This is a genomic window from Pseudomonas crudilactis, from assembly GCF_013433315.1.
GTDB lineage: Bacteria > Pseudomonadota > Gammaproteobacteria > Pseudomonadales > Pseudomonadaceae > Aquipseudomonas > Aquipseudomonas crudilactis.
The window spans coordinates 117,235-139,686 of the sequence record NZ_WXVV01000008.1; the positions used below are offsets into that span (position 1 = coordinate 117,235).

Genomic DNA, 22,452 nt, shown 5'->3' on the forward strand with positions numbered 1-22,452 from the left:
ACCTTTTTTCAAGGCATCACTCAAGGGAAAATGTAGTAATAACCACAACATTTTCGCAAAATACAGATTCCGAGTGGTGGTCAGTCGGAGCCATCAGTAGGATAGGCCACCGTTACGGGCCATATCAAAGGCCCAATTTGCATAGCCCGGCGCACCTTTGCGCAGGTGAATTAGGAATTCCATATGGACCGCGTGCGAAATTTACTGGAACAGATCCAGAGTCGCCTTGAAGACCTGAACAAGGCCGAACGCAAAGTCGCCGAGGTGATCCTGCTCAACCCGCAGCAGGCCACCCGCTTCAGCATCGCCGCCCTCGCCCAGGCGGCCTCGGTGAGCGAACCGACGGTCAACCGTTTCTGCCGTTCGTTCGGTGTCAGCGGCTATCCCGAACTCAAACTGCAACTGGCGCAGAGCCTGGCCAGCGGCGCGGCGTACGTCAGCCGCGCGGTCGAGGCCGATGACAATCCCGAGGCGTACACGCAGAAGATTTTCGGCAGCGCCATTGCGTCGCTGGACAGCGCTTGCCAGGCGCTCGATCCGAACCTGATCAGCCGCGCCGTCGACCTGTTGATCCAGGCGCGGCAGATTCACTTCTTCGGCCTCGGGGCTTCGGCGCCGGTGGCTCTGGATGCGCAGCACAAGTTCTTCCGCTTCAACCTTGCCGTTACCGCGCACGCCGATGTGCTGATGCAGCGGATGATTGCGTCGGTGGCGCACACCGGTGAGTTGTTCGTGATCATTTCCTACACCGGCCGCACTCGTGAGCTGGTCGAAGTGGCGCGCATTGCTCGCGAGAACGGTGCTTCGGTGTTGGGTTTGACGGCGGAGAATTCGCCGCTGGCCAAGGCGAGTACGCTGAGCCTGAACATTCCGTTGCCGGAAGACACCGACATTTATATGCCGATGACTTCGCGGATCATTCAGTTGACGGTGCTGGATGTGCTGGCGACGGGAATGACGTTGCGTCGTGGCGTGGACTTCCAGCCGCATTTGCGCAAGATCAAAGAGAGCTTGAATGCCAGCCGGTATCCGGTTGGGGATGAATTCAACTAAAGATCAGAAGCACCCTCACCCCAGCCCTCTCCCGAAGGGAGAGGGAGCCGACCGAGGTGTCTTGCGCGGTACATCGACCTGAAACACCGAGTCGATTATGGATTCACCGACATTCGTTCAGGTCGGTGAATCTCTCGAATATCCCCGATTCGGTCCCCTCTCCCTCCGGGAGAGGGCTAGGGTGAGGGTAGCGGTGTACTTGACACACTCAAGCCGCCGCCCACGCCTGCAAACTCAAATGCGCCTTCTCCCCCGGCGCCAGATGCAAGCTGTCCGTCCCGCCCGCCGCCGCTTCCACACAGACAAACTCCGAAATCTCATCCCACGTCACGCCCAACAACGGCCGCGCGCCCGGATGCCAGACCACAGTGTCCGCGCTGTCACCGGTATCGATGCACAACTCGCGTTGCCAAGCGTGATCTTTCAGCTGCAATTCGCCGTCATGCTGGAACACCCGCTGACAGCCACCATCCACCCGCAGCTCGCCTTCCTGCTGACAAACCTGGCGATTCAACTGGTCATAACCCTGCGCCCCTTCGAGCCCAGACAGCGCTATCTCACCGACATCGCCAATACGCCAGTAAGCATGCAAAGCCTGGCTCAACTGGCACGGCATGTCGTCCTGATGCTCGGTGCTCAGGCGCAGTTCCATGCGTTCGCCCAGATGGGCATGCAGGTCAACTTGCCAGTCGCACAGCTGCAATTGCCAGTGCAGGCGCACGCCGTCGTCGGCGCTGCTGCTGTCGAGCAACTTCCAGTCGAGCAACCGTGCCCAGCCATGCGACGGCCAGGCGTTTTCGCTCGGATGACGGCCATACCACGGCCAGCACACCGGCACACCACCGCGAATAGCACCGACATGCGGCCACTTCGCCGCACACCACAACCACGGCTTTTGCCCGCGCGGCTGAAAGTGCAGCAACTGCGCGCCCTGACGACTGAACACCGCCTGACACAGCGGATGATCGATCACCAACACGTCGCGCATCTGATAGCGCTCCCAGGCGAACACCGGTTGTTCACGCAGGGATTTGAAGAAGCGTTGCAGCGGATGCTCATGCATTTGCCACGATCCTGAACTCGACTTTCACCGGGCGGCGCCAGCCCCAAAAAAAAGCGGACAGCCTTGGCTGTCCGCAAATATGCGCACATAGAGAGGAGCTTATCGCAGACGCGTCAGAACGTAGACTGAATTTTCAGGCCAGCGACCAATGCGTTGTCCACTTCATCCACACCACCCGGGTGAGTGATGTACTGCAGGTTGGGACGTACGGTCAGCCAGTTGGTGACGTGGAAGCCGTAGTTGATCTCGTAGTTGTATTCGGTTTCACGAATCGGCGAGAACACCGGATTGTCGTAGTCCGAAACACCGTTGGAAGCGTTCAGCAGCTCGGCGTTTTTCTTCACGTCATCGTTGACGTGGATACGCGCCGCGCCGATACCGACGTCATCCTTCGGACGCGCGTCGAACGGGCCTTTGTAGACAAACATCACCGACTGATAGTTGTCGATGAAGTTGGTGTCTTTGTCGTGGAACGTGGCGTTGGCCGCGATGTTCAGACCGCGAGAAGCATCACCGTTGTGGCTGGTGAGCTGCTGTTGTGCCACAAACCAGTAGCCGCTTTTGCTGCTGTGGGTTTTGTACGCGTCGCCAGTGGTGGCGGCGTCAAAACCGTTGACGTCTTCACGAACATCGTCGGCATCGGCCGTGCTCTTGTAGTAACCGACGCGGTATTCGCCCGGCAGGCTGTTGACCTTCGGCGACCAGACCAACTCCACCGGCAACACAGTACCTTTGGTGCCGCTGCCGCTGAGTTTGAAGCCGTTGCCGTGTTCCAGCTGCGACGGGTTCTGGTTGTACGCACCGATTTGCGCGTAGAGCTCGTCGTTGATGTTGTACTTCACACGGATCGCGGCCTGGCTGACCGGCCAGTTGTACCAGATGTTGGTTGCCCAGTTACCCACTTGCGAACCGCAGAACGCCAGGTTCTGGAAGTCGCACGGGAAGGTGTTGAAGTCTTCGCCTTCGCCGAAGTAACCGGCCTTGACGTCGAGTTTGTTGTCGAAGAACTGGTGCTGAATCCACAACTGGGTCAGACGCACCATGTGGCCACGGCCGTAAACTTCTTGCGACGAACTCAAGGTGCCGGCGCGCGGATCGCCAACGCGGTCGTTGGAGATGTTGTAGCCGTTACGGTTGGTCAGCTGGATCTTCGCCTGGGTGTTATCCCAGCCCCACAGCTTTTGCAGATCGAGTGCCACGCCCAGACCGAACTGGTCAGCGTAACGCGCGGTCTTGTCGTCGTTGTAGCCACCGTTCAGGTTGCCACCGACTTCCCCAACGTAGTCGGCCTTGATGTCGATACCCTGCTCGATCAGCTTGGTCCGCTCGCCACCCCAGTCACCGGTCATCCATTTCGAGTCGGAGCTGAAGGCATCCGCCGCCATGGCGTTACCGGCCAGCACCAATGCCGCCGCAGCTGACATTTGGCAGATCAACCGGGCATTGACGTGTTTCTTTTTCATCCCTACATCCTCGTCTTTATTGTTATTAACTGTTTTTATCTAACGCGGTTTACATAAATTGCGATGGATTACAGGCAATCCACCGCGTGCTCCTTGTAGGCCTTCGCCTGCTCGCGATAGCGGTTTTACATTCAACATCTCTGTCGACTGATACACCGTCATCGCGAGCAGGCGAAGGCCTACACTGTTCTTCAGCGGCCTTTGAATTGCGCCACGTTCGCAGACCGCGCATCGGTCTGTGGTTGACCGGCAGTGCCGAGGCGCTCACCGGTGTTGGCATCAAACAACAACACTTTCGCCGGATCGAATTGCAGCGTCAGGTTCTCGCCCACCTGCGGTGCCACGTCCGGCGCCAGACGGCAGCAGACTTTGGTGTCATTCAAATTGACGAACACCAGGGTGTCGGGGCCAGTCGGTTCGGTCACCTGCACCTCAGCACGAATGCTCGGCAGGCCATTGCCCTCGCCGTTCGCCAATACGATCTGCTCCGGGCGCAGGCCGAGGATCACTTCGCGATCTTCAAGACCGGCGTCCTGCATGCTCATCGGCAACTCGCAACGCGCCTGACCGCTGTCGAGCAGCGCCAGCAGGCGGCCGTCCTTGCGTTGCAGGCGCAGCGGGATGAAGTTCATCGGCGGCGAACCAATGAAGCTCGCCACGAACAGGTTGGCCGGATCGTTGTAGATCTCTTTTGGCGTGCCGAACTGCTGGATGATGCCGTCCTTCATCACCGCCACCTTGTCGCCCAGGGTCATCGCTTCGATCTGGTCGTGGGTCACGTAGACCGTGGTGGTTTTCAGGCGCTGGTGCATCAGTTTCATTTCGGTGCGCATCTCGACGCGCAGCTTGGCGTCGAGGTTGGACAGCGGCTCGTCGAACAGATAGATCTTCGGTCGACGCGCCAGCGCACGACCCATCGCCACGCGCTGTTGCTGACCACCGGATAGCTGACCCGGCTTGCGATTGAGCAGGTGCTCGATCTGCAACAGCTTCGCCACGCGCGCGACTTCTTCGTCGATCGCTGCCTGCGGCATCTTGCGAATCTTCAGACCGAATTCGATGTTCTCGCGCACGCTCATGGTCGGGTACAGCGCGTAGGACTGGAACACCATGGCGATGTCACGATCCTTCGGGCTCATGCCGCTGACGTCCTGATCGCCGATCATGATCGCGCCGCCGGTGATGGTTTCCAGACCCGCGATGCAGTTCATCAGGGTCGACTTGCCGCAGCCCGACGGGCCGACGAGGATCAGGAACTCACCGTCCTTGATCGACAGTTCGATGTTCTTCAGGGTGTCCGGCAGGCCGGCACCGTAGGTCTTGTTGACGTTGCGAAGTTCGAGCGTTGCCATGATTACCCCTTGACTGCGCCGGCCGTCAGCCCGCGCACGAAATACTTGCCTGCGACCACATAGACCAGCAGGGTCGGCAGGCCGGCGATCATCGCCGCTGCCATATCAACGTTGTATTCCTTGGCGCCGGTGCTGGTGTTGACCAGGTTGTTCAGCGCCACCGTGATCGGTTGCGAATCACCGCTGGAGAACACCACACCGAACAGGAAGTCGTTCCAGATCTGAGTGAACTGCCAGATCAGGCAGACCATGATGATCGGCGTCGACATCGGCAGAATGATGCGGCGGAAAATCGTGAAGAAACCCGCGCCATCCAGGCGTGCGGCTTTCACCAGCGCATCCGGAATGCTCACGTAGTAATTACGGAAGAACAACGTGGTGAACGCCAGACCGTAAACCACGTGGATAAACACCAGGCCGGTGGTGGTGCTTGCCAGGCCCATCTTGCCGAGGGTGAACGAGGCTGGCAGCAGCACGGTCTGGAACGGCAGGAAGCAGCCGAACAACAACAGACCGAAGAACAGCTGCGAACCGCGAAAGCGCCAGAACGACAGCACGTAACCGTTCAACGCACCGATGGCGGTGGAGATGATCACGGCCGGAACGGTGATCTTGATCGAGTTCCAGAAGTAACCGTCAACCGTGGCCCAGGCCTTGACCCAGCCGATGCCGCTGACCACGGTCGGCCAGCTCAGCAGATTGCCGGTGCTGATGTCTTCCGGGGTCTTGAAGCTGGTCAGCAACATGACCACCAGCGGCACCAGATAAAGCAGGACGGCGAGGATCAGCACCGCGTAAATCGCGACGCGACTCAGGCTGATAGCAGGTTTGGCAGCGAGACTAGTCATTGCGCTTGGTCCTCAGCTCGGAATACAGGTAGGGCACGATGATCGCGAGGATCGCACCGAGCATCAGAATCGCACTGGCCGAGCCCATGCCCATCTGGCCGCGACTGAAGGTGAAGGAATACATGAACATCGCCGGCAGGTCGGAGGAATAACCCGGGCCACCGGCAGTCATCGCCGCGACCAGGTCGAAGCTCTTGATCGCGATGTGCGCCAGAATCATCACCGCACTGAAGAACACCGGACGCAGGCTTGGCAGCACCACTTTCCAGTAGATCGTCGGCATGCTCGCGCCATCGATCTGGGCGGCACGGATGATCGATTGATCAACGCCACGCAGGCCAGCAAGGAACATCGCCATGATGAAGCCCGAGGCTTGCCACACAGCAGCGATCACCAGGCAGTAGACCACGCGATCAGGGTCGATCAGCCAGTCGAGACGGAAGCCTTCCCAGCCCCAGTCACGCAACAATTTGTCCAGGCCCATGCCTGGGTTGAGCAGCCATTTCCACGCGGTACCGGTGACGATCATCGAGAGCGCCATCGGGTACAGGTAGATGGTGCGGATAAAGCCTTCGCGACGGATGCGCTGGTCGAGGAACACCGCCAGCAACACGCCAATCACCAAGGTGATGCCGATGAACATGCCGCCGAACACCGCGAGGTTTTTGCTCGCGACCCACCAGCGGTCGTTGTCGAACAACCGCGCGTATTGCGCCAGACCGGCCCACTTGTAGTTGGGCAGGAACGTCGAGGTGGTGAACGACAGCACGAACGTCCACAGGATGTAGCCATAGAAGCCCACCAGCACGATGAACATGCTCGGCGCCAGCACCAGTTTGGGTAGCCAGCGTTGCAATGCATCGAACGGCGAGGCCTTGCTGAACACAGCAACAGAACTCATGGGGAAATCCAGTACGAGAGAAAAGGACTACTTGGGCAACTCGTCCCCTTGTAGGAGTGAGCCTGCTCGCGATTGCGGTGTGTCAGTTGATGAATCTGTTGCCTGACAAACTGCTATCGCGAGCAGGCTCACTCCTACAGGGTCCAAGGATTACTTGGACGACTTGATCGCTGCGCCAAGTTTCTTGGCGGTGTCGGCCGGGTCGGCTTTCGGGTCGTTGATGTAGTTGGTCACCACATCAAAGAACGCGCCTTGCACGGCCAGCGTGGTCGCCATGTTGTGCGCCATGCTTGGTTGCAGGCCGCCAGACTTGGCGTCTGCCAGGAAGTCTTTGGCAGCGGTCTGCGCACAGGAGTCGAAGCCGAGCTTGTCCATGTTGTTCAACATGTCGTTGCGCACCGGGATCGAGCCTTTGTTGATGCTGAAGACTTTCTGGAAGTTTTCACCCAGCACGACTTTGGCGATGTCCTGCTGACCGGCCGCAGTGCCGGCGTCCTTCTGCTTGAACACGGCCAGCGAGTCGATGTTGTAGGTGAACGCCTTGTCGGTGCCCGGGAACGCTACGCACTCGTAGTCCTTGCCAGCGACTTTCTTGGCGGCAGTCCATTCGGACTTGGCCCAGTCACCCATGATCTGCATGCCGGCCTTGCCGTTGATGACTTTGGCCGCTTCCAGGTTCCAGTCCTGGCCTTTGCCATCGGCGTCCATGTAGGTCGCGACTTTCTTCAGCTCGGTCAGCGCCTTGACCATTTCCGGGCCGGTCAGCGCGGCGTTGTCCAGGTCAACCAGGGCTTTCTTGTAACCATCGACACCCATGACCGAAAGCACCACGGCTTCGAACACGGTGCTGTCCTGCCAAGGCTGACCGCCGTGAGCCAGCGGAATGAAGCCCGCAGCTTTCAGCTTGTCGCCAGCGGCGTAGAATTCTTCGAGGGTGGTCGGGTTCTTGGTGATCCCGGCTTTCTTGAACACTTCCGGGTTGATCCACAGCCAGTTCACGCGGTGAATGTTCACCGGCACGGCCACGTAATCACCGTCGTACTTCACGGTATCGGAGACTTTCTTGTCGAGCAGGCTGTCCCACTTTTCCGACTTGGCGACGTCTTTCAGCACGTCGGTGTCGAGCAGGCCAGTGGACGCCCATTCCTGAATGTCCGGGCCTTTGATCTGGGCTACGCCGGGCGGATTGCCGGCAACGGCACGGCTTTTCAGCACGGTCATGGCAGTCGCACCGCCACCGCCGGCGACAGCGCCGTCTTTCCAGGTGAAACCGTCTTTTTCGACTTGCGCCTTGAGCACATCAACGGCGGCTTTTTCGCCACCGGACGTCCACCAGTGCACGACTTCGACCGAACCTTTGGATTCGGCAGCGGAAACACTGAGAGGCAGAATTGCGAGCGGGAACAGGGAGGCGACAGAAATGACAGTAGCGAGGCGAGAAATCGCATTCATCTGAGATGTACCTTTCTTGTTGTTATGCATGCAAGTCTGGTGCTTGCGCTGCACAGGAGTTTAAACAGGACGTTTCCCTTCGCAGGTAACGAAGGGACGCGCGAATGTCACCGCATGGTTACACAGGAATGCTCTGGGACAACTGCGCCAGCGCAGTCGCCATGCTCGGCGACAAGGGTAGACGAGGGATCAGCACCGCCTGCCAGGCGTGATACAGATCGGGTTTGCCCGGCCAGATATCGGCGCTTGGGGTGTTTTGCGGATTGAGTTCGTGGTGCCAGCTGCCGTCGCAACGGTCGATGAAATTCATCTCGCAGAATTCCCAGAACAGTCGGTACCAGGTTTCGTATTGCGCATCGCCGCTGCGTTTGAGCAAGGCGCTGGCGGCGGCGCTGGCTTCGGCGTGGGTCCAGTGCAAGCGGTGGCGCACTACCGCTTTGTTGCCCCAGTCGAGGGTATAGACGATGCCCGGCAAACCATCGACGTTCCAGCCGTTACGGCAGTTGTTCTCGAAGAGTTTCTGCGCGTCGGTCGCCAGCCAGCCGGGGGTGAGCATGCCGGCCTGCACGCGGGCCGCTTCGAGGTGCAGCAACAGCCGCGCCCACTCGAAACCGTGGCCAGGCGTAGTGCCGTAAGGGCGAAAACCGTCAGCAGGATTGTCGTGGTTGTATTCGCGCAGCGGCTGCCAATCGCGATCGAAGTGCTCGATGACCATGTAACCGTTGCCGGCGGCGTGACCGTGGATCACCCGCTCGACGATGCGTTGCGCGCGGATCAGCCAGCGCGGATCTTCGGTGACATCGGCCAGCGCGAGGAACGCCTCGGTCGCGTGCATGTTGCTGTTGGCGCCGCGATAGGCTTCTTCTTCGCTCCAGTCACGGTTGAAGAATTCGCGCATGGCGCCCTCTTCTTCGCTCCAGAACCAGGTGTCGATGATATCGATGGCGTCATCCAGCAACGCCTGTGCACCGGGGCGTTGCGCGACCACCGCAGAACTCGCCGCGAGCGCGACAAAGGCATGCAGATAGGCGTTCTTGCCGGTGTTGTCATCGCGGTGTTCGGCGACGGCGAACCAGCCGCCGTGCAGTGCATCACGCAACGGCCCGCGCAGGGCGGCGATGCCGTGATCGACCAGCTCGGCGAAACCCGGCAGGCCCTGAATATGGGCCATGGCGAAGCTGTGGGTCATGCGCGCGGTGTTCATGGTTTCGGCTTGCGCGTTCGCTGGCAGACAGCCGCGTTCGTCGAGGTTGCCGAAGCCTTGTGGGAGTTTTGCTGCCTTGGCGAAATCCAGCAGACGCAGGCCTTCGGCGGCGAGCCATTGCTGGTGGGCAGGGGCATTCAGCCAACTGCTGAAGCCGGGTTGGAAGAGATCCATGGGTGGCCTTTTTTGTTGTTATGACTGCGGGGAGTCTAAACAACGGGCCGGGGTGGGCTTGTAACGAAGGGGGCGGGGTTTGTCACCAGATCGTGACAAAAAGCGACCCTCACCCCAGCCCTCCCGAAACGTCGGACCGCCCGTAGGGAGAGGGGGCCGACCGAGTGGTGCTGAGTTATCCGCCGACCTGACACATCGAGTCGATTATGGATTCGCTACCGGACTTCCAGGTCGGCGTATCTCTGCAGCATCCCCCGATCAGTCCCCTCTCCCTCTGGGAGAGGGCTAGGGTGAGGGAAAGCTTTTGATTCAATCCACCGAACGCGGCAATTGCAGGGTCACCCGCAACCCACCCTCACGCAGATTCTGCAACGTCACCTCCCCACCATGGCTGTGGGCAATATTGCGCGCAATGCCCAACCCAAGCCCATACCCCTGCTGCTGCCCCGCCAGCCTGAAGTGCGGCTCAAACACCTGCTCCAAGCGCTGCTCCGGCACACCCGGCCCTTCATCATCAACGTGCAGGACAAACGCGCTGTCATCATCATCAATGTGCAGATGCGCGTTCTGTCCATACTTCAACGCATTGTCGATCAGGTTACCGATGCAGCGCTTCAACGCCAGCGGCTTGCCCGGATAAGCCGCCAGCGCCTTGCCCTGCTGCGTCACGCGGCCATTGCCGTTCGGCGCCAGATACGGCTCCACCAGACAGTCGAGCACATGGTTCAAGTCCACCGGCTCGATGTTCTCGTGGATGTCGGTGTCTTTCACGCATTGCAGCGCGCCTTTGACCAGCAGTTCCAGCTCATCCAGATCGCGGCCGAATTTGGCTTGCAACTTCTCGTCTTCAAGCAATTCGACGCGCAAACGCAAACGCGTAATCGGTGTACGCAGGTCATGGGAAATCGCGCTGAACAACTGGCTGCGCTCGGTCAGGTAACGGCTGATGCGTTCGCGCATGGTGTTGAACGCACGCCCCACTTCGACCACTTCGCTGCCGCCGCCCTCAGCCACCGGCTCGACGTCAGCGCCCAGCGACAGATCCCGCGCAGAACGCGCCAGGCGCTTGAGCGGCCGGCTCTGCCAGTGCACCAACAGACCGATGAACAGCAGCAAAAATCCGCTGGTGAGGACGATGAACCACACCTGTTGCGAGGGCAGACCTTGCTCTTCAAGACTGGTGTAGGGCTCGGGGAGCAGCGAGGCGATGTACAACCATTCGCCCGGCGCCATTTGAATCTGCGTAACCAAAACGGGCGGATTGACCGGCTCCAGAGTCAGCGCGTAATGCGCCCAGGAGCGTGGCAGCTCATCGAGTTTCAGCCCGGCATTGAAGATGCGCAGATCCTCAGGACTGACGAAGGTCACCGAAATATCGGTGTCATGGCCCAACGTCTGCCGCAGCACTTCGTCGACCGCTTTCATCACCGCCGCTTTGCGTGGCGTCACCGGTAGCACGTCCATGCCCAACGGCTTGTCGTTGAGCGTCACGACGAATCGGGTGCCGCCCATGCTGCGCAACTGATCGAGCACCAACGGCCGATAAGCCACCGGCAATGAGCGGAAATAGCTGACGCTGGCGGTCATTGAATGGGCGAGGCTGCGGGCGCTGGTGACCAGACCTTCGAGCTGGGTGGCGCGCAGTTGCGAGACCCAGATCACGCTCGACAATGTTTGCGCGAACAGCACAGCCAACAGCGTCAGCAGCAACATCCGCCCGAGCAACGAACGCGGCACCGGCACCTTGGCGGCGAGTTTACGCAGCGAATCAGTGAGCATTGCCGGCAACCACGTTGGCTGCCAGTTGATAGCCGCTGCCGCGCACGGTGCGGATCAGCCGTGGCGGTTTCTCGGTGTCGCGCAGACGTTGGCGCAAACGGCTGACGGCCATGTCGACGATGCGATCGAGCGGCATCAGGTCACGGCCACGGGTGGCGTTGCCGATGGTGTCGCGGTCGAGGATTTCCTGCGGATGATCGAGGAACAGTTTCAGCAGAGCGAAGTCAGCGCCGGAGAGAATCACTTCCTCGCCGTCGGTGTGAAACAGCCGATGGCTGACCATGTCCAGCCGCCACTCGTCAAAGGCCAGCACATCACTGCCGCTGCGCTCCTGACCGAATTGCGCACGCCGCAACAGGGCTTTGATGCGCGCTTGCAGTTCGCGCGGGCTGAAGGGTTTGCCGAGGTAGTCGTCGGCGCCGAGTTCAAGACCGATCACGCGATCGGCTTCGTCAGAACTGGCGGTAAGCATGATGATCGGCACCTGCGCCTGACGCGGATGCTGACGCACCCAACGGCACAGGCTGAAGCCGTCTTCGTCGGGCAACATGACATCGAGGATCACCAGATCGCTCGGCGCCTCGTTGAGGGCCTGACGAAAACTGGCACCATCGGCGGTGGCCCGCACCTGAAACCCGGCGCGGGTCAGGTAGGTTTCCAGCAACTCGCGTATTTCCTGGTCGTCATCGACCAACAATATCGACTTGTTGACTGAGCTCACTTCGAAGGCATCCTTGTTGTTGGAATTGGGGCGGATTATGCCTTAAGCATCGAACTTACAAACACCATAGAACCACTGTGGGAGCGAGCTTGCTCGCGAAGGCGTCGTTACATTCAACATTTGGGTTGACTGATACTCCGCATTCGCGAGCAAGCTCGCTCCCACAGGGGTGATTGCATCTCAGGTCGGGATTGATTGATCCAGGGCCACGCCGGCGCCAACGAGCCCGGAATACGGCGCTGTCACCAGCCACACCGGAATGCCTTTGAAGTAATCGCTCATGCAACCCTTGTCAGCAAAGCTGCGGGCAAAACCGCTTTCGAGGAAGAAATCGGCAAAGCGTGGAATCACCCCGCCGACGATATACACCCCGCCACGCCCGCCCGTGGTCAGCACGTTATTGCCGGCGACACGGCCGAGCCAGCAGCAGAACTGCTCGAGCACTTCCAGGGCAATCGGATCACCCGCCAACCCGGCCGCAGTAATCGCTTCCGGCGTATCAAGCGTTGGCTCATGCCCGTCCACTGCGCAGATCGCGCGATAGACTCGCGGCAAACCGCCGCCGCTCAACGCGGTTTCCGCGCTGACATGGCCGATTTCATTGTGGATGTGCTGCCACAACTGAGTTTCACGCGGGCTGCTCAGCGGCAGATCAACGTGACCGCCCTCGCCCGGCAATGCCGCAAAACGGCCTTCACCGAGATCGAGCAAGGTGCCGACGCCAAGGCCAGTACCCGGGCCGATCACCACCGCCGGACGCAATGGCTCCGGCGTGCCCTTGCAGACCACGCGGAATTCGCCCGGCTGCAAACGGGTCATGCCCAGCGCCATCGCCGAGAAATCGTTGACCAGCAACAACTGCTCGACCTGCAAGATTTTGCAGAACGCGCTGCGGCTCAGGCGCCAGTGGTTGTTGGTGAATTTGAATTCATCACCACTGACCGGGCCGGCCACCGACAGGCACACCGAACCGATCGAACCCGGCGCCAGACCGAGCCCACTCAGATAGAGGCTGATCGCCTCTTCCGGGCTGGCGTGGTCGGCCGTGGCCAGCACTTGAACCGATTGCAGTTGCTGGTTTTTCCACAACGCAAACCGCGCGTTGGTGCCTCCGATGTCACCGACCAAAGCCAGTTTCAATTAAGCGTCTCCAGGGCAGAAGTGAAGGCGCTGGCGCCCTGCTCCGCCGAGCTGAAGGCCAAACGCATAAAGCCAAACAGTTCGCGACCGCTGCCGATGTTGTTGCCCAACAGGCCTTTGGCGGGTTCGCGCGCTGCAAATTCTGCGGCGTCGACCTTGAGTTCCAAAGTGCCTTTGACGCCATCGACGCGGATGATATCGCCCTCTTGCACGCGCGCCAAAGCACCACCGACATAAGCTTCCGGGCTGACGTGAATCGCTGCGGGGATTTTCCCCGAGGCGCCGGACATCCGCCCGTCAGTCACCAGGGCGACTTTGAAGCCGCGATCCTGCAGCACGCCGAGGAACGGCGTCATCTTGTGCAGCTCCGGCATGCCGTTGGAACGCGGGCCCTGGAAGCGCATCACGGCGACGAAATCTTTTTCCAGCAGGCCGGCCTTGAACGCGTCGGCCAGATCTTGTTGATCCTGGAACACCATCGCTGGCGCTTCGACGATCTGGTTTTCCAGCGCAACGGCGGACACCTTCATCACACCGCGACCGAGGTTGCCTTCCATCACACGCAGACCACCCTCCGCCGAGAATGCACGGGCGACCGGGCGCAGGATGTTTTCGTCGAGGCTGTCGACCGGACCTTCGCGCCATACCAGTTCGCCGTTATCGAGGAACGGTTCCTTGGTGTATTTGCTCAGGCCGTGGCCAAGCACGGTGTTGACGTCTTCGTGCAGCAGGCCGGCGCCAAGCAGTTCGCGGATCAGGAACGACATGCCGCCCGCTGCCTGGAAGTGATTGATGTCGGCTTTGCCGTTCGGGTAGACGTGGCTCAGGGTCGGCACGACTTCGGAGAGGTCGGCCATGTCTTGCCAGGTCAGTTGAATGCCCGCCGCCATGGCGATGGCCGGCATGTGCAGGGTGTGGTTGGTCGAACCGCCGGTGGCGTGCAGCGCAACAATGGAGTTGACCAGCGATTTCTCGTCGACGATTTCGCCGATCGGCATGAAGTTGCCGTTCTGCTTGGTCAGGCGCGTGACTTGATGCGCGGCTTCGCGAGTCAGCGCGTCGCGCAGCGGCGTGTTCGGGTTGACGAACGAGGCGCCCGGCAAGTGCAGGCCCATGACTTCCATCAGCAACTGGTTGGTGTTGGCGGTGCCGTAGAAGGTGCAGGTGCCCGGGCTGTGGTAGGACTTCATCTCCGATTCCAGCAGCTCTTCGCGGGTCGCTTTGCCTTCGGCGTACTTCTGGCGCACGTCGGCTTTTTCCTTGTTGGAAATCCCCGAGACCATCGGCCCGCCCGGGACGAAAATCGTCGGCAGGTGACCGAAGCGCAGCGAGCCCATCATCAGGCCCGGGACGATCTTGTCGCAGATGCCGAGCATCAGCGCGCCGTCGAACATGTTGTGCGACAGCGCCACGGCCGTCGACATGGCAATCACTTCGCGGCTCGGCAGGCTCAGTTCCATGCCCGGCTCACCTTGTGTGACGCCGTCGCACATCGCTGGAGTGCCGCCAGCGAATTGGCCGACCGAGCCGATTTCGCGCAGGGCGTTCTTGATCTGCTCCGGGAATACTTCGTACGGCTGGTGCGCCGAAAGCATGTCGTTATACGAAGACACAATGGCGATGTTCGCCGAGTTCATCATCCGCAGGCTGTGCTTGTCTTCGCTGCCGCACCCGGCCACGCCGTGGGCGAAGTTGGCGCATTGCAGCTTGCCGCGCATCGGCCCGTCAGTGGCGGCGCCGCGAATCAGTGCAAGGTAAGCCTGACGCGTGGCGCGGCTGCGGGCGATAAGCCGTTCGGTGACCTCAAGGACGCGGGGATGCATGTGTAGAACTCCAGGCTAACGGATGTGGCGACCTGATTGTCTATGCTGATCAAAGGCCGTTGTTGTTGGAATGACAGACGGCTTTTTTGACCATTCGGACCAGTTGATTCAGGTCACTCGTTGTAGATAAAACAAAATATTGCCACTAAAAAGGCTTGTTTTCTATTTTTATGCGAATAATCTTGTAATTCCAACAACAAAACGACGGCGGCGCTGTTCCATGACTCTTCGAATCGCAATCAATGGTTTTGGCCGCATCGGCCGTAATGTCCTGCGCGCACTGTATACCCAAGGCTATCGACAGGATTTGCAGATCGTCGCCATCAACGATCTTGGCGACAGTTCGATCAATGCCCATCTGCTCAAATACGACACCGTTCACGGCACGTTCGACGCTCAGGTCGAGCATGACAATGAAAGTCTGACCGTCAATGGCGACCGCATTGCGGTCAGCGCCATTCGCAACCCGGCCGAACTGCCATGGGCGGCGGAAAAGATTGATGTGGTGTTCGAATGCACCGGTCTCTTTACTGATCGTGCCAAAGCGGCCGCGCATCTTACTGCCGGCGCACGCAAAGTGATCATCTCGGCTCCGGCCAAAGGTGCTGACGCCACTGTTGTCTATGGTGTGAACCACGACATTCTGCGCCAATCCCACCAGATCATCTCCAACGCTTCGTGCACCACCAACTGCCTGGCGCCGGTGGCGCAAGTGCTGCACCGCGAGTTGGGAATCGAAAGCGGTCTGATGACCACCATTCATGCCTACACCAACGATCAAAACCTGACCGACGTCTATCACACCGACCCGTACCGCGCGCGTTCGGCCACGCAGAACATGATCCCGAGCAAGACCGGCGCCGCTGAAGCGGTGGGCCTGGTGCTGCCGGAACTGGCGGGCAAACTGACCGGCATGGCCGTGCGGGTGCCGGTGATCAATGTGTCGCTGGTGGACCTGACCGTGCAGCTGAAAAAAGAAGCCAGCGCCGAAGAAGTCAACGCGCTGATGAAAGCGGCTAGCCAACACTCGAAGATTCTCGGCTTCAACACCCTGCCGCTGGTATCCAGCGACTTCAACCATAATCCGCTGTCATCGATTTTTGATGCCAACCACACCAAATCCAGCGGCAAACTGCTGAAAGTGCTGGCCTGGTATGACAACGAGTGGGGCTTCTCCAACCGCATGCTGGATAACTGCCTGGCGTTGTGTAACGCCGAGTAAGGTTGTCTCGATCCCCTGTAGGAGCTGCCGAAGGCTGCGATCTTTTGATCTGGTTTTTAAGATCAATATCAAAAGATCGCAGCCTTCGGCAGCTCCTACATTTCGATCCGCACAAGACCTTTACCGTTCTTTGACAAATCAAGGCTTGACCATACCGGCAGATGACAATCATTATCATTCGCTTGAAATGGATCAGGTCCTCCCGTGAGTCAATCGCGCTTCAACCACGTCTTCCTCACCCAGCGCACTTCGCTGCTGCGAACGCTGGAACGGATGGTCAACAATCACAGCACCGCTGAAGACCTGTTGCAGGAGACCTATCTGCGCGTGACGCGGGCGTTGAGCGAGCGGGCCATCGATCACCTCGAACCCTTTGTCTTCCAGACCGCGCGCAATCTGGCGCTGGATCATTTGCGTGCGCGCAAGATCCATTCGCGAACCATGGTCGATGATGTGCCGCAGGATGTCGTGCACAGCGTCGTCGCCCCCGCCAGCAGCGCCGAAGATGCCGCCCACGCCGAACAGATGCTGGAGCGCCTGAATGTGAGCCTCAGTCAACTCAGCCCCCGCCAACAGCAGATTTTCATCCTCAGCCGTTTGCACGGGAACAGTTATCAGGAAATAGCCGACGAGCTGAACGTATCCCTCAGCACCGTGCAGAAAGAATTGAAGCTGATCATGAGCATTTGCATTGGCGTCGCTGAACGCCTGAATGGCGACTGAGACTGTAGGGCTTTTCTGTAAGTGCCAGGATCGACTGCACGGATCATCGGGCTTTGTTACCCTTGCCCGACTTTTACGCTTCACTTAGAAAAACAGCCGTGCGCAGACACTGCCGAGGAAACACCGTGACGGACACCCACCGCTCGCCTTCGCCGGATTCGGTGCAGGACGCTGCCAACGCAATGGACCAGGCACTCGACTGGCTCATCGTACTCGGCAGCCCGGACGAGGAGCAGACCCGGCAATTTCACGCCTGGCTGGCGGCCGATCCGCTGAATGCCGAAGCGTTCGCCAAGGCCCAGGCGATCTGGGACGGCCCGCAAATCGCCCAGTGCGCGCAAAGCCTGGCGGCGAAACCGGCGAAAGTCACTTTCCTCAAGCGTCTGCGTCCGCACTGGAAGCCGCTGGCGACTGCTGCGGTGCTGATCCTCGGTTTGTTCAGTTTCAGCAATTTGCCGATGCGCCTTCAGGCCGATCATTTGACTGTGGTTGGCGAGCGTCAGCGTCTGCAACTGGAGGATGGCTCAAAAGTCCTGCTCAATACCAACTCGGCATTCTCCAGCACCATCAACGATCAACAGCGCGTCGCCCGGTTGTTTCAGGGCGAGGCGTTTTTCGAAATTGCCAGCGGCCGCAGTCAACCGCTGGAAATCGATGCCGGCCCCGTCACTGCTAGCGTGCGCGATACCGCGTTCGCCGTGCGTTATCTCGACGGTGTGGCGCAGGTCAACGTGCAACGCGGCGATGTCGACTTGCGTGCAACGCATAACGATGCGCGCGTGCGCCTGACCGCCGGCGAGAGCATTCGCATCGGTCCGAACGGCTTCGACCGCCCGGCCAAACTCGATGCCAACACCGATCTGGCGTGGGTTCAGGGCCGGCTGGTGTTCGAGAACTGCCCGCTGAATCAGGTGCTGGCCGAATTGCGCCGCTACTATCCAGGCTGGATCATCAACACCAACGAGCAATTGGCCGACGTCGCGGTGACTGGCAATTACCGTCTCGATCAGCCGCTCGACGTGGTGCGCTCCCTCGCGCACATCACCTCGGCGCAACTGAAAGAATTCCCCGCCGTGGTCATCCTGAACTAAATGAGAATTATTTTTACTCGATAGCCAACCTCAGTACGTCTCGTTATAGCCAATGCAATTGATTCGCAACACGCGAAGCCAATCAGCCCCTATAAAGATTCGTGCGACACGGAGCGCTATCGATGTCCTCACGCCTTACCCGCCAGACTTCCTCCCCTTCCCGCGTGCTGTCGCTGCTGACCGCTGCCATTCTGATGGCCGGTGCTGCACCGCTGATGGCGGCCACCGAACAACCGACGCGCAACATGGGCGATTACTCGTTCGCCATCGGTCAGCAGCCGCTGGTGTCGGCGCTCAATGCCTTCACCGCCGTGACCGGTTGGCAGGTCGGCTTGCCGGCAGAATTGGGTCAGGGCGTGTCGTCGCCGGGCGTGCGTGGCTCGCTCCCTCCGGAAAAAGCCCTGGAGCGCCTGTTGGTGGGGACCAACCTGAGCTTCCGCAAAATCAGCAACAACAATGTCGTGCTGGAAAAGCGCAACGCCAGCGGCACGCTCAATCTCGATCAGGTGACCATCAGCGCCACCCGTCAGGAGCAGTCGGTCAACAGCGTGCCGGCCACCGTCACTGTGCAGACCCGTCAGGACCTGGACCGCAACAACGTCAACACCATCAAGGATCTGGTCCGTTATGAGCCGGGCGTTTCCGTCGGCGGCGCCGGCACCCGTGGCGGCATCAGCGGCTACAACATCCGTGGTATCGACGGCGACCGCATCCTGACGCAAGTCGACGGCGTGGAAGTGCCGGACGGTTTCTTCAACGGCCCGTATGCCAAGACCCAGCACAACTACGTCGATCCGGAAATCGTCAAACGCGTGGAAATCCTCCGAGGTCCGGCCTCGGTGCTGTACGGCAGCAACGCCATTGGCGGCGCCGTCAGCTACTACACCCTCGATGCCGACGACATCATCAAGCCGGGCAAAGACGTCGGCGCTCGTCTGAAAAGCGGTTACAGCTCGGCCGATGACAGCTGGTTGAAGTCCGCCACCGTTGCCGGTCGCGCCGACCAGTTCGACGGTTTGCTGCATTACAGCCAGCGCGACGGTCACGAGACCGACTCCTACGGCAGCAACAATGGCACCGGCCTTGAGCGCACCGCCGCCAACCCGGAAGACGTCAACGCCTACAACGTGCTGGCCAAGATCGGCTGGAACTACAACGAAGATTCGCGTCTGGGTCTGACCTACGAAAAGTACAAGGATGATCGCGACACCGATCAGAAAAGTGCCTACGGCGGCCCATACTTCAATGGCGCCCCGACCATCCCCGACAGCGTGTTGCCCGGCGGCATGTATCAGTGGCGCACCGGCAACGACACCATCACTCGTGAGCGTTTCGGCATCGAGCACTCGTTCGCCCTCGACAGCCTGCTGGTCGACAACGTTAAGTGGAGCCTCAACCACCAGATCGCCAAGACCGACCAGAGCACCACCGAGTTCTACTACCCGATCACCCGTAAAGTGCTGCGTACTCGCGACACCATTTACGAAGAGAAACAGTGGGTGTTCGACGCGCAACTGGACAAGGCGTTTGCCATCGGCGACACCGATCACGTGCTGACTTACGGCACCACCATCAAGCAACAGAAAGTCACCGGTTCGCGCAGCGGCGACGGCACCTGCCTGGCCGTCGGTCGTGGCTGCACCGCCATCGGCGCGACCAGCCCCGCTGACGTGTTGGCCAAAGCCACCGACTTCCCGGACCCGACAATCAACACCTACAGCGTGTTCGCTCAGGATCAGATCAGCTGGAACAACTGGACCTTCCTGCCGGGCCTGCGCTACGACTACACCCAGCTCAAGCCGCACATCACTCAGGAATTCCTCAACACCGTGGCGGCTGACGGCCAAGGCACGGTCAGCGACAAGAACAAGACCTGGCACAAAGTCTCGCCGAAATTCGGCCTGACATACGCCCTGACCGAGAACTACACCTGGTACGGTCAGTACGCTGAAGGTTTCCGCACACCGACCGCGAAAGCTCTGTACGGCCGCTTCGAAAACACCACCACCGGCTACAGCGTGGCGCCGAACCCGGACCTGGAACCTGAGAAAAGCAAAAGCTATGAAACCGGTCTGCGCGGCAACTTCGAGCAAGGCTCGTTCGATGTGGCGGTGTTCTATAACAAGTACAGCGACTTCATCAACGAAGACGCCGTGACCCCGGGCCGCAACGAGCTGACCTTCCAGTCGGCCAACATCAAGCACGCCACCATCAAGGGTGCGGAAGTCAAAGGTCGCCTGAATCTGGATGCGTTTGGCGCCCCACAAGGCCTCTACACCCAGGGCTCGATCGCCTACGCCTACGGTCGCAACAACGACAACGGCGAGCCGATCAACAGCGTCAACCCGCTGACCGGCGTGTTCGGTCTGGGTTACGACCAGGACAACTACGGCGGCCTGCTGAGCTGGACCTTGGTGAAGAAAAAGGATCGCGTCGACGACAGCAACTTCAAATCGCCGGATGGCGTCAGCAGTCAGTTCAAGACGCCGGGCTTCGGCATTCTGGATCTGGCCGGTTATTACAAAGTCACCGACGACGTCACCGTCAGCGGCGGCATCTACAACCTGACCGACAAGAAATACTGGCTGTGGGATGACGTGCGCGGTTACGACAGCGTCGGCGAAGCGTCAGTGACGCAACCGGCCAACCTCGATCGCCTGACCCAACCGGGCCGCAACTTCGCGATCAATCTGATCTGGGACATCTGATCCGGTGAACCTCACGGCGCGTGTTCAGGCACCGCGCCGTGAGGTTTTTTTACGCTTGCACAGCGTCTTGTTCGTCTCGTTATCAAGCGCCTCTTTTATCAAGGACATGTCATGACCACTTCGGAAAAAGCCCTGCGTTCGCAACGCTTGAACCAGATCACCAATGAACCGCACAGCAAGCTCGATGCACTGGTCAAAGCCCACGCGCCGTTCGAGACCCGCGCCAACTTCGCCCGCTTCGTCGTTGCGCAATACCTGTTCCAGTCGGAACTGGTCGAGCTGTACAACGATGCCGAACTGACCGCGATCGTCCCGGATCTGCCGGCCCGTTGCCGCGCCGAAGCGGCCAAGGCTGACCTGGCTGATCTGGACACCGAAGTACCGGCCCCGGTAGCCGGCGCGGTGAAAAATCCGAGCAAGGCCCGTGCGCTGGGCTGGATCTTTGTCTCCGAAGGTTCGAAGCTCGGCGCGGCGTTCCTGATCAAACGCGCCGTGGCCCTGGAGCTGAGCGAAACCTTTGGCGCCCGTCACCTCGGCGAGCCTGAAGGTGGCCGTGCCGAAGGCTGGAAAAGCTTCGTGCGCACCCTCGATTCGCTGCAGTTCACTGCCGAGGAAGAAGCCGAAGTCGAGCAAGGCGCGATCGACGCGTTCAACCGCTTCACCGTGCTGCTGGAACAGGCTTACGCCACCGAAGCCGAATTGGCCTGACACAACACACATCCCCCTGTAGGAGCTGCCGAAGGCTGCGATCTTTTGATGTTGTTTTCAAGATCAAAAGATCGCAGCCTTCGGCAGCTCCTACAGGGGAACTGCGTAAGCCTGTAAGATCTCCATTCCGCTTCAGAAGCCACCGCTGAGCCCATGCCGCAACCCGCCTCCTCGAAACTCGCCCGTGTGCTGTTCGGCCTATTGGCCTACGTCAGCCTCGGCATTGGCCTGATCGCCATTGTCGTGCCCGGCCTGCCGACCACCGAGTTCATCCTTCTTGCCGCCTGGGCCGCGACCCGCAGCTCGCCGCGCCTGAGTGCCTGGCTGGAAAATCACCGCTTGTTCGGGCCGATCCTCAGCAACTGGCGCAACGGCAAGATCATTGCGCGCAAGGCCAAGGTCAGCGCCACGGTGAGCATGTTGCTCTGCGCCACGTTGATGCTGGTGATGCTCGATCATGGCTGGCCGGTCTATCTGGCGATTGCCGGGATGAGCCTGGGCAATCTGTGGATCTGGTCGCGCCCGGAATCTCTGGCAAAAACTGCCTGATCACGCTCGCCACAAGTCTCTCCTGCCCGTGACAAGCGCCGTCACCGTCCTGAAACATCCCTGTAATTAATCGCTTTTTCAGCACTTTCTCCTGCGCAAACGTTTAGCGCTGACCGTCCGTCGGCACGCGCCTCATGCGCTCTCGTTCCACGCCGATGAGCATTGAATGGCGCTGAATGGATTTGGCGAACCGGATAGTTCATATCCGCCTGCCACCCGTTTATTCATTCGCGAGATCGCCCCATGTTCGACGCTCTGTCCATTCGCCTGAAAATCGTTCTGCTCTCCGGCCTGTGCCTGCTCGGTGTGGTTGCGCTGATCGTCGGCATGAACATTTACCAGACCAACCAGAACGACGAACTGGTCAGTGACTCCAGCAACAAGCTGCTCACCGCCAGTGTCGAGAATCTGCTGCAAGCCAAAGCCGCTGAACAAGCAGTACGGGTGCAGAAGACCTTCGGTGAAAGCCTGACGGTGA

18 protein-coding genes are annotated in these 22,452 nt (G+C 59.8%); 7 read left to right on the forward strand and 11 right to left on the reverse strand.

Annotated elements, in window-relative coordinates; translation table 11 throughout:
* The first annotated feature begins 192 nt into the window (after positions 1-192).
* Positions 193-1,053 (forward strand): MurR/RpiR family transcriptional regulator, encoded by an 861-nt coding sequence (locus GTU76_RS11030; protein ID WP_171057240.1) that lies wholly within the window; start codon positions 193-195, stop codon positions 1,051-1,053.
* A 208-nt stretch (positions 1,054-1,261) separates the two neighbouring features.
* Here the strand turns inward: GTU76_RS11030 and GTU76_RS11035 are convergent, their stop codons facing one another.
* From GTU76_RS11035 to edd, 11 genes are all read right to left on the reverse strand, one after another.
* Positions 1,262-2,116, reverse strand: a complete 855-nt coding sequence (locus tag GTU76_RS11035; RefSeq protein WP_175553397.1) for a D-hexose-6-phosphate mutarotase — start codon at positions 2,114-2,116, stop codon at positions 1,262-1,264.
* A gap of 113 nt (positions 2,117-2,229) precedes the next feature.
* Entirely contained in the window at positions 2,230-3,579 is a 1,350-nt protein-coding gene (locus GTU76_RS11040) for a carbohydrate porin (protein ID WP_016983697.1), read from the reverse strand.
* A 191-nt stretch (positions 3,580-3,770) separates the two neighbouring features.
* Positions 3,771-4,931, reverse strand: coding sequence for an ABC transporter ATP-binding protein (locus GTU76_RS11045; protein ID WP_180698627.1), 1,161 nt, complete (start codon positions 4,929-4,931; stop codon positions 3,771-3,773).
* Between the two features lie 2 nt (positions 4,932-4,933).
* On the reverse strand, positions 4,934-5,779 hold the full coding sequence (locus tag GTU76_RS11050) for a carbohydrate ABC transporter permease (RefSeq protein WP_016983699.1): 846 nt from the start codon (positions 5,777-5,779) through the stop codon (positions 4,934-4,936).
* Entirely contained in the window at positions 5,772-6,680 is a 909-nt protein-coding gene (locus GTU76_RS11055) for a carbohydrate ABC transporter permease (protein ID WP_007917874.1), read from the reverse strand. Before GTU76_RS11055 ends, GTU76_RS11050 begins: the two co-directional genes overlap by 8 nt.
* Before the next feature lie 150 nt (positions 6,681-6,830).
* Entirely contained in the window at positions 6,831-8,132 is a 1,302-nt protein-coding gene (locus tag GTU76_RS11060; RefSeq protein WP_016983700.1) for an ABC transporter substrate-binding protein, read from the reverse strand.
* A gap of 118 nt (positions 8,133-8,250) precedes the next feature.
* A complete protein-coding gene (locus GTU76_RS11065; RefSeq protein WP_180698628.1) occupies positions 8,251-9,510 on the reverse strand; it encodes a D-mannose isomerase in 1,260 nt (419 codons plus the stop codon).
* A 309-nt stretch (positions 9,511-9,819) separates the two neighbouring features.
* The gene (locus GTU76_RS11070) at positions 9,820-11,289 is read right to left on the reverse strand and encodes an ATP-binding protein (protein WP_016983702.1); all 1,470 of its coding nucleotides are present in this window, start codon (positions 11,287-11,289) and stop codon (positions 9,820-9,822) included.
* Positions 11,279-12,010 carry a response regulator gene (locus tag GTU76_RS11075; protein ID WP_007917879.1) on the reverse strand — a complete coding sequence of 244 codons (732 nt, stop codon included), beginning with the start codon at positions 12,008-12,010 and terminating at the stop codon, positions 11,279-11,281. Before GTU76_RS11075 ends, GTU76_RS11070 begins: the two co-directional genes overlap by 11 nt.
* A gap of 180 nt (positions 12,011-12,190) precedes the next feature.
* Positions 12,191-13,150 carry a glucokinase gene (locus tag GTU76_RS11080; protein WP_016983703.1) on the reverse strand — a complete coding sequence of 320 codons (960 nt, stop codon included), beginning with the start codon at positions 13,148-13,150 and terminating at the stop codon, positions 12,191-12,193.
* The gene (gene edd, locus GTU76_RS11085; protein ID WP_007917882.1) at positions 13,147-14,973 is read right to left on the reverse strand and encodes a phosphogluconate dehydratase; all 1,827 of its coding nucleotides are present in this window, start codon (positions 14,971-14,973) and stop codon (positions 13,147-13,149) included. The genes GTU76_RS11080 and edd overlap by 4 nt, the downstream gene beginning before the upstream one ends.
* Before the next feature lie 220 nt (positions 14,974-15,193).
* On the opposite strand from edd, the gene gap reads away from it, so the two are divergent.
* The 6 genes from gap to GTU76_RS11115 all read left to right on the forward strand — a co-directional run bounded on the left by gap (position 15,194) and on the right by GTU76_RS11115 (position 21,974).
* On the forward strand, positions 15,194-16,195 hold the full coding sequence (gene gap / locus GTU76_RS11090) for a type I glyceraldehyde-3-phosphate dehydrogenase (protein ID WP_016983705.1): 1,002 nt from the start codon (positions 15,194-15,196) through the stop codon (positions 16,193-16,195).
* A gap of 204 nt (positions 16,196-16,399) precedes the next feature.
* Complete coding sequence (locus GTU76_RS11095; RefSeq protein WP_016983706.1) at positions 16,400-16,918, forward strand: sigma-70 family RNA polymerase sigma factor; 519 nt, start codon at positions 16,400-16,402, stop codon at positions 16,916-16,918.
* A 125-nt stretch (positions 16,919-17,043) separates the two neighbouring features.
* Entirely contained in the window at positions 17,044-18,009 is a 966-nt protein-coding gene (locus tag GTU76_RS11100; protein WP_180698629.1) for a FecR domain-containing protein, read from the forward strand.
* Positions 18,010-18,131: 122 nt separating this feature from the next.
* The gene (locus tag GTU76_RS11105; RefSeq protein ID WP_180698630.1) at positions 18,132-20,717 is read left to right on the forward strand and encodes a TonB-dependent receptor; all 2,586 of its coding nucleotides are present in this window, start codon (positions 18,132-18,134) and stop codon (positions 20,715-20,717) included.
* Positions 20,718-20,828: 111 nt separating this feature from the next.
* Entirely contained in the window at positions 20,829-21,425 is a 597-nt protein-coding gene (locus tag GTU76_RS11110) for a biliverdin-producing heme oxygenase (protein WP_180698631.1), read from the forward strand.
* A 153-nt stretch (positions 21,426-21,578) separates the two neighbouring features.
* The gene (locus tag GTU76_RS11115) at positions 21,579-21,974 is read left to right on the forward strand and encodes a YbaN family protein (protein WP_016983710.1); all 396 of its coding nucleotides are present in this window, start codon (positions 21,579-21,581) and stop codon (positions 21,972-21,974) included.
* The last annotated feature ends 478 nt before the right edge of the window (positions 21,975-22,452 follow it).

Coding starts and splice junctions, on each gene's coding strand:
- GTU76_RS11070 (WP_016983702.1), bottom strand. CDS start 11,289: ATGCTCACTGATTCGCTGCGTAAACTCGCCGCCAAGGTGCCGGTGCCG.
- gap (WP_016983705.1), top strand. CDS start 15,194: ATGACTCTTCGAATCGCAATCAATGGTTTTGGCCGCATCGGCCGTAAT.
- GTU76_RS11110 (WP_180698631.1), top strand. CDS start 20,829: ATGACCACTTCGGAAAAAGCCCTGCGTTCGCAACGCTTGAACCAGATC.
- GTU76_RS11060 (WP_016983700.1), bottom strand. CDS start 8,132: ATGAATGCGATTTCTCGCCTCGCTACTGTCATTTCTGTCGCCTCCCTG.
- GTU76_RS11105 (WP_180698630.1), top strand. CDS start 18,132: ATGTCCTCACGCCTTACCCGCCAGACTTCCTCCCCTTCCCGCGTGCTG.
- edd (WP_007917882.1), bottom strand. CDS start 14,973: ATGCATCCCCGCGTCCTTGAGGTCACCGAACGGCTTATCGCCCGCAGC.
- GTU76_RS11065 (WP_180698628.1), bottom strand. CDS start 9,510: ATGGATCTCTTCCAACCCGGCTTCAGCAGTTGGCTGAATGCCCCTGCC.
- GTU76_RS11055 (WP_007917874.1), bottom strand. CDS start 6,680: ATGAGTTCTGTTGCTGTGTTCAGCAAGGCCTCGCCGTTCGATGCATTG.
- GTU76_RS11050 (WP_016983699.1), bottom strand. CDS start 5,779: ATGACTAGTCTCGCTGCCAAACCTGCTATCAGCCTGAGTCGCGTCGCG.
- GTU76_RS11040 (WP_016983697.1), bottom strand. CDS start 3,579: ATGAAAAAGAAACACGTCAATGCCCGGTTGATCTGCCAAATGTCAGCT.
- GTU76_RS11035 (WP_175553397.1), bottom strand. CDS start 2,116: ATGCATGAGCATCCGCTGCAACGCTTCTTCAAATCCCTGCGTGAACAA.
- GTU76_RS11115 (WP_016983710.1), top strand. CDS start 21,579: ATGCCGCAACCCGCCTCCTCGAAACTCGCCCGTGTGCTGTTCGGCCTA.
- GTU76_RS11045 (WP_180698627.1), bottom strand. CDS start 4,931: ATGGCAACGCTCGAACTTCGCAACGTCAACAAGACCTACGGTGCCGGC.